Source organism: Neisseria sp. HMSC064D07 (assembly GCF_001837185.1).
GTDB lineage: Bacteria > Pseudomonadota > Gammaproteobacteria > Burkholderiales > Neisseriaceae > Neisseria > Neisseria flavescens_C.
In genome coordinates, this window is sequence record NZ_KV831691.1 from 31,823 (window position 1) to 37,989 (window position 6,167).

The window sequence follows — 6,167 nt, forward strand, 5'->3', positions numbered from 1 at the left end:
AAAATCAGCAGCATGGCTTCCCACAATAATGTCGACCTGCTTGCCGCAGGTATTGCCAATAACAATGGCAAAGCCGCCATCAGCGGAAAAACCAGTTTGAATGGTGTGGAAAACGGCCGTTATGATTTGAAACTCTTCGGCCCGCAGGCTGAAGAAATTGCCGGTAAGGCGCAAATTAAAGTTGGCGACTCTACCAAAGAAATCGGTTTGGCCGGTAAGAAAGAATAGGAAATAAGGCCGTCTGAACATTTCAGACGGCCTTATTGTGACAAAAAAAGCAACGGCTCAAACCGTTGCTTTTTTCATGCCAACCTAAATTACAGGCTGCCCAAGATAATGCGCAATACGCGGCGCAACGGTTCGGCAGCGCCCCACAAGAGTTGGTCGCCGACAGTGAACGCGCTGATGTATTCGCCGCCCATTTCCAGTTTGCGGATACGGCCGACAGGAACAGACAGCGTGCCGGTAACTTTGGCAGGCGTCAGCTCGTGAATGCTGGCTTCTTTTTCGTTGGGGATGACTTTCACCCAATCGTTTGCACCTGCCAAGATGGCTTCGATTTCAGAAACAGGCAGGTCTTTTTTCAGCTTCAGGGTGAGGGCTTGGCTGTGGCAGCGCATAGAACCGATGCGTACACACAAGCCGTCGATTACGGTCGGATTGTCGCTGCGGCCGAGGATTTTGTTGGTTTCCACACCACCCTTCCATTCTTCTTTGGACTGGCCGTTGCCCAAGTCCACGTCAATCCACGGAATCAGGCTGCCGGCGAGCGGTACGCCGAAGTTGGCTTTCGGATAGTCTTCGCTGCGCAGGAAATCGGACACTTTGCGGTCGATGTCGAGAATCGCGCTGGAAGGATCGGCAAGTTCGTCTGCCACTTTGGCGTGAATCGCGCCCATGCCGCTGATGAGTTCGCGCATGTTTTTCGCACCCGCGCCGGAAGCGGCTTGATAGGTCATGCTGGTTGCCCATTCGACCAAATCGTTTTGGAATAAACCGCCCAAAGCCATCAGCATCAGGGAAACGGTACAGTTGCCGCCGATGTAGTTTTTCACACCGTTTTTGAGGCCGTTGTCGATAACGTTGCGGTTGACAGGGTCGAGGACGATGATGGCATCATCTTTCATGCGCAGGGAAGAAGCCGCGTCAACCCAGTAGCCGTTCCAACCGCTGTCGCGCAGGGGTTGGAAGACGGATTTGGTGTAATCGCCACCCTGACAGGTAACGATGATGTCCATTTTTGCCAATTCGGCAACATCGTTGGCATCCAACAATGTTTTGGCTGCCTGACCGAAATCAGGGGCAGCGCCGCCGACGTTGGAAGTGGTAAAGAAAAACGCTTCGGGAATGTGGGCGAAGTCGTTTTCTTCTTTCATACGCTGCATCAAAACAGAGCCGACCATACCGCGCCAGCCGACGAAACCTACTTTCATGTGTTACTCCTTACAAAGAAAATCCGGATAAGTTTATAGTGCATTAACAAAAATCGGAACGGCATCGCCTGCCGCTTTGTTCAGACTTTTGTTAACCCACTATAACAAAGGGGAAAACAAACGTTTTAACGCCGTCTGCGGAAAATGTAAAGGTTTTTATCGAAATTTTTTAGAATGATGGGGAAATAGGTTAAGATGGCAATGAAATTGCATCTCATTAAATAGCACAGAGGAAGATTAAATGAGCGAAATCAATTTGTCGGATTTGCCTAAAACGGAAATAGTAGATGTCCATATTGCTTCGCCGGGGGCGAGGATTGCGGCATATTTGTTGAATAATCTGTTTACTTTTTTGATATGGTTGCCATTCATTGTGATGGTAGTTTTCACTTTAGATGAAAGCAAAAAATTAGTTTCGGAATCTTCTCTTTTTAATACCCCTGAATATTTTGCCATAACATTTTTTATTTCTTTGGCTGTTTATTTGGTTTTTGGTATTGTCCAACTGTATTACATGAGCCGGGACGGTCAGTCTTTAGGTAAAAAAATTATGGGCATACGGGTGTTAAAAAGTGACGGGAATAATCCAGGTTTTGAAGGAACGGTTTTAATCCGTGAAGTTGTTTGGGCACTTGCTGTTGGTGTTGTGGTAACTATTGTATCGTTGGCAATAAGTGACACGGGTGGAAACCTGATTTCTCTGCTTATAGCCTTCATCAACTTCATCATGCTCTTTTCCGTCAAACGCGACCGCCGCACGCTCTACGATATGCTGGCCGATACGGTTGTCGTCAAATTGCCGCCGCGCCGATAAATGGCTTTTTTGTGTTAAAATCAGCACTTTCCAACATAGGCCGTCTGAAAAAATAGCTTTCAGACGGCCTTTCGACACGCTATTGATTCCATGAAAAAACATCTGTACCGCATTACGCTCGTCAGCATTGCCGCGGCCATTCTTGCCGCCTGTCCGAGCAAAAGCATTAAAAACCTCCCCGAAACCGACACCAGCGTTATCAAAGGCCCCGACCGCCCCACTGGTACGCCCGATCCCGTCGGTACGACAGTGAGTGGGGGAGGAGCAAACTACACCGTAGTTTCCTACAACGAATTGCCGCACTGGGACCTCCAACACTTTACCAAAAGCCTGCAGTCTTTCCGCTTAGGCTGTGAAAAACTTAAAAACCGCCAAGGTTGGCAGGACGTTTGTATCCAAGCCATGCAAACACCGGTGCACCATTTCCAAGCCAAGCACTTTTTCGAGCGCTATTTCACCGCATGGCGCGTCGATAACGGCGGCAATCCTGCCGGTACCATTACCGGCTATTACGAACCGGTCCTGCACGGCGATGACAAACCTACAAGCCAATCCCGTTTCCCTATTTACGGCATTCCGAACGATTTTGTTTCCGTTCCGTTGGCTGCAAACTTGAGGGGCAGCAAAGCCACCATCCGCATCCGCCAAATCGGCCCAAACAGCGGCGTCATCGACAACAGCGGCACATACACGGCCGATTTGTCCAGATTCCCGATTACAGCACGCAGCACTGCGCTGAAAGGCCGTTTTGAAGGCAGCCGTTTTGTTCCTTACCACACCCGCAGCCAAATCAACGGCGGCGCGCTTAACGGCAAAGCGCCGATTTTGGGTTATGCAGATGATCCGGTCGAACTTTTCTTTATGCACATTCAAGGTTCAGGCCGTCTGAAAACGCCGTCCGGCAAATACATCCGTGTCGGATTTGCCGATAAAAACGAACATCCGTATGTTTCCATCGGCCGCTATATGGCGGACAAAGGCTATCTGCCGCTGGGTCAGACCAGCATGCAGGGCATCAAGGCCTATATGAAGCAAAACCCCGGCCGCCTTGCCGAAGTTTTGGGACAAAACCCAAGCTACGTCTTCTTCCGCGAGCTGACCGGCAGCAGTGATTCAGGCCCGGTAGGCGCATTGGGTACGCCGTTGATGGGCGAATACGCCGGTGCCATCGACCGCCACTACATCACGCTTGGCGCACCATTATTTGTCGCCACTGCCCACCCGACCACCAAAAAAGCCCTCAACCGCTTAATTATGGCGCAAGATACCGGCAGCGCGATTAAAGGCGCGGTCCGTGTGGATTATTTCTGGGGCTATGGTGACGAAGCAGGCGAAGTGGCCGGTAAAATGAAAACCACCGGCTATGTATGGCAGCTCCTGCCCAACGGCATGAAACCGGAATACCGTCCATAAAAAGTGGTTTAAAAAAGGCCGTCTGAAACCAAGATTCAGATTTCAGACGGCCTGAGACCTTTGCCTTTTTCTTTACCCAATTTCAATTCATTCTCAATCAAAGCTAAAATAAAAAAAAAAGCCCTCCTATCACTAGGAGGGCTTTTATGCTTAGTTTATAAATTAACCAACAAATTCAACATGAACATCCGTCTCAACCAAGAGTTGAACACCGTTTGTGCTTGTTGATGTGTAAATGTCATAAGTTTCTCCGTTTACAATGGTTGTGGTTGAAGTTTTATTCCAGTTACCAACATCTTTGATTGTAACAGTATCACCACCCTCACCGCTAATCATTAATTGGTGTTTAGCATCGGAAGTATAAGATTTCAAACCAGGGTTCATATCTAATACATCTTTAGCTTCCAACACTAATTTAGTTGCGACACCGTTTGTTAAATCAATGTGGTCGATATTAGCAATACGAGACATACCTACAGCAGTCTTCATAAAGCCCGTACCTACATTGTCGATTTTAGTTAAATCAACTTCGGTTACATCACTGTCAAAGGCTAGCGTATTATGGCCATTACCACCATCAATGCGAGCAAGGCGTCCTTTACCTTCATTGATTACTGAACCATCAGCATTAACAGTTTGGAATCCTTTGCTTAAATAGTTCAAGTTATCAGCATTTAATACGATGCGGTCATCACCTGAACCAGCGTAGATGATATCCGCACCACCTTCACCATAGATGGTGTCATCACCATTACTTCCAGCAATAAAGTTACTGTGTGCGTTACCTCTTACCTCTCCAGAACCTTGTACTGTTGGTTCAGCACCTAAGCTTGAACCACCAAGGAACAATTTACCAGAACTATTGTATGAGTTAACGTAAATATCACCCAAACCATCACCGTTTACATCAACCATACCGACTGAAGATGAGCCATCCGCTTGACTGTGTGGTACAAAAATACCTTGTTTACCTAAAGATGATGGATTTACGGCTTCTGAATTCGTTTTCCCGAATACAATATAAGAATCAGTAGTCATCTGATTATAAGCTCTTGTCGCAGTACCTCTTCCATTGTTACCAAATGTCGTAATTAATACATCACTTAAGCCATCACCATTCACATCACCAAGCCCTACAGCATTACTGTATATAACTGTTTGATATGCAGAATTACTTGAAGCAATTGCAAAACCACCATTAGCACCAGAAATTGAACCGCTTCCTTTTGTTGCTGAAAGTGAAATTGGAGCTTTATTTTCACCACCAAATAATACGTAAGAATTACCGTATTTTCCGTCAACAACAACTACATCAGCATAGCCATCACCATTCACATCACCAGCCGCATTTGCAGAAGTTACAGCATGGTTAAAGCTAATTTTATTGGATTCACTCAGACCATTTTTACTACCTAAATAGATTCCTGTAGTTGTCACAACATCATTATAGCCATCACCATTGAAGTCACCCACGCCAGCAGCATATTGTTGAGCTCCCCAAGATGCACTATTGTCGCCACTATTATAACCAAATGACAAGTTTCCACTCTTAGTATAGCTACCATTGGTGCTGCCGTAGTAAACATTAGATGAGGTCGCCCCCATTAAGATCATATCAACGATACCATCGCCATTTACATCGCCAGCTGCAGCAGCAACACCGTTACCGATACCGGCTGCATTCACCAACCCAATTGGACTACCAGTATAGAGGCGAGTTGCACCACCATTTTCTGCAGCAGTACCAAACAATACATCGTTATAGCCGTCACCATTGACATCACCCACACCAGCTTGGTGCCATACAGGACTACCGATATAATTGTTGCCAGCCAACTTCAAGGTCGTACCACCTAGGATCGTATCAGCTTTACCAGCATTCCAAGATCCCATACCAATATCGTCATAGCCATCACCATTGATATCACCAACGGTCGTTGCACTCCAATATTCTCTTTGGTTTCCTACTGAAATTGGAGGTGTTGTTACACCTTCTACATCAATTACGATAGAAGATTGTGCATCTTCTTTTGCTGTAATTTCAGTGCTAGATGCATAAATATTGTGTTCACGGTTAGTTAACCAAGTCGGCGTATAACTCCAGCTACCTGAAGAATCCGCTGTTGTTGAACCCAATTTCACGAACACACCATCTAAGTTGATCTCATAGAGATGAACTGTGCTAGATGGAAGCGTTGTTTTACCATTAATAGTTGGCGTATTGTCATCAGTTTTTGTATTGGTTCCAAATGTACCTGTTTGGCTGCCGTAATCATCAGTATAGTTAACGATAGTTACTTTAGCTTCAGTCACTACTGGAACATTTACTTCATTTACATTATCTACGCGAGATTGTAATGAAGCAGGTGTATTTCCTTCCACATCTTTTGCTGTTGCAGGAAGTGCTTTCACTGCTGCATCTGCTGCTGCTTTGGTTTCAGCCACTTTAGCATTTAACTTAGTTAAGTTATCTGCTTCTGCTTGGCTGATGATGCCGTCTGCGTTCG

The 6,167-nt window shown here is 46.3% G+C and carries 5 protein-coding genes; 3 read left to right on the forward strand and 2 right to left on the reverse strand.

Features of this window, described 5'->3' with window-relative positions; all coding sequences use genetic code 11:
* A partial coding sequence (locus HMPREF2608_RS06545) for a factor H binding protein domain-containing protein (RefSeq protein ID WP_283122303.1) occupies positions 1 to 228 on the forward strand: 228 nt, incomplete at its 5' end.
* An 89-nt stretch (positions 229 to 317) separates the two neighbouring features.
* Here the strand turns inward: HMPREF2608_RS06545 and asd are convergent.
* Entirely contained in the window at positions 318 to 1,433 is a 1,116-nt protein-coding gene (gene asd / locus HMPREF2608_RS06550; RefSeq protein ID WP_063076326.1) for an aspartate-semialdehyde dehydrogenase, read from the reverse strand.
* 241 nt (positions 1,434 to 1,674) lie between these two features.
* On the opposite strand from asd, the gene HMPREF2608_RS06555 reads away from it, so the two are divergent.
* Together HMPREF2608_RS06555 and HMPREF2608_RS06560 are read left to right on the forward strand one after the other, a co-directional pair.
* The gene (locus HMPREF2608_RS06555; RefSeq protein WP_070826388.1) at positions 1,675 to 2,247 is read left to right on the forward strand and encodes an RDD family protein; all 573 of its coding nucleotides are present in this window, start codon (positions 1,675 to 1,677) and stop codon (positions 2,245 to 2,247) included.
* Between the two features lie 90 nt (positions 2,248 to 2,337).
* On the forward strand, positions 2,338 to 3,660 hold the full coding sequence (locus HMPREF2608_RS06560) for a murein transglycosylase A (RefSeq protein WP_070826389.1): 1,323 nt from the start codon (positions 2,338 to 2,340) through the stop codon (positions 3,658 to 3,660).
* 162 nt (positions 3,661 to 3,822) lie between these two features.
* On the opposite strand, the gene HMPREF2608_RS06565 is transcribed toward HMPREF2608_RS06560, so the two are convergent.
* Positions 3,823 to 6,167, reverse strand: a 2,345-nt coding sequence (locus HMPREF2608_RS06565) for an FG-GAP-like repeat-containing protein (RefSeq protein WP_141761470.1), incomplete at its 5' end; no start/stop codon positions are given.